This is a genomic window from Streptomyces odontotermitis, from assembly GCF_050510915.1.
Taxonomy (GTDB): domain Bacteria; phylum Actinomycetota; class Actinomycetes; order Streptomycetales; family Streptomycetaceae; genus Streptomyces.
The window spans coordinates 1-1,164 of record NZ_JBNJLS010000054.1 but is presented as its reverse complement, the minus strand read 5'-3'; the positions used below and the strand labels follow the sequence as shown (position 1 = coordinate 1,164).

Genomic DNA, 1,164 nt, shown 5'->3' with positions numbered 1-1,164 from the left:
CTAGAGATCTTTAACGGTGAGGGTTACGTCGGGCTGTGACGGCTTGATGCGGATCGCGCTATGCCGGAGGGATGAGGTATCCCGATGGCGGTGGGCTGACGGCCGAGGAACGGGCTCGGCGCGAGCAGATCCGGTTCGAGGCCGCTGACTTGATCGAATCGGGGGCCAGCGACACGGAGGTGGCCCGGCGCTTCAGAGTGACGCGGATGTCGGTGAACCGCTGGCGGCGGGCCCTGGCTTCGGGCGGCCGCCAAGCCCTGGTCTCCAAGGGGCCTGGCGGTGCCCGCTGCAAGCTCGATGACCGCCAACTGCGCCTGTTGGTAACAGTATTGGAGGGCGGCCCGGCCGCGTGCGGCTGGCGCGACCAGTGCTGGACGCTCGCCCGGATCGCCGAGGTCGTGCAGCGCCGGTTCGGCGTCGAGTACACCCTGGCCGGGCTCGACCTGTTGCTGCACCGGATCGGCTGGAGCGTACAGGTCCCCACCCGCAAGGCCACCGAGCGCGACGAGCCGAGGATCACCGTGTGGAAGGACCGGCAGTGGCCCGTCATAAAAAGAGGGCGGCGGACCTGGGCGCCTGGCTCTGCTTCGAGGACGAGGCGGGCCAGGGCCTGAGGCCGCCCAAGGGCCGCACCTGGAGCCGCCGCGGTCGCACCCCTGTCGTGAAGGTCACGGCCGCGGGCACCAAGCGGGTCTCCATGGCCGCGCTGATCTGCACCAAAGCCGGCCGCCGGGCACGGCTGATCTACCGCATCCACCTGCACCGCGGCCCCGTCAAGGGCCGACGCAAGGGCTTCACCGAGACCGACTACGTCCGCCTGCTGGATGCCGCGCACCAGCAACTCGGCGGCCCCGTCGTCCTGGTGTGGGACAACTTGAACACGCACGTCAGCCGCAACATGCAGGAACTGATCGCCGCCCGACGGTGGCTGACCGTCTACCAGCTGCCGCCGTACGCCCCCGAGCTCAACCCGGTCGAGGGCGTGTGGTCACACCTGAAGAGATCGCTGGCCAACCTCACTAAACACGGCCTCGACCAGCTCACCGCGTTGGTGAGGACCCGACTGAAACGAATGCAGTACCGACCCGGCCTCATCGAAGGGTTCATCGCCAGGACCGGACTCGACCTCCAACCGCCGTAACCCCAGACGTTAAAGATCTCTAG

Annotated in this window: 1 protein-coding gene; it reads left to right on the top strand. The window is 68.1% G+C overall.

The features are described 5' to 3' along the window. Window positions 1-71 precede the first annotated feature (71 nt). A protein-coding gene (locus ACQB60_RS45710) for an IS630 family transposase (RefSeq protein ID WP_496932036.1) occupies window positions 72-1,141 on the top strand; the annotation gives its coding sequence in 2 pieces (ribosomal slippage) (window positions 72-558 and window positions 558-1,141; 1,071 coding nt in all). Window positions 1,142-1,164 lie beyond the last annotated feature (23 nt).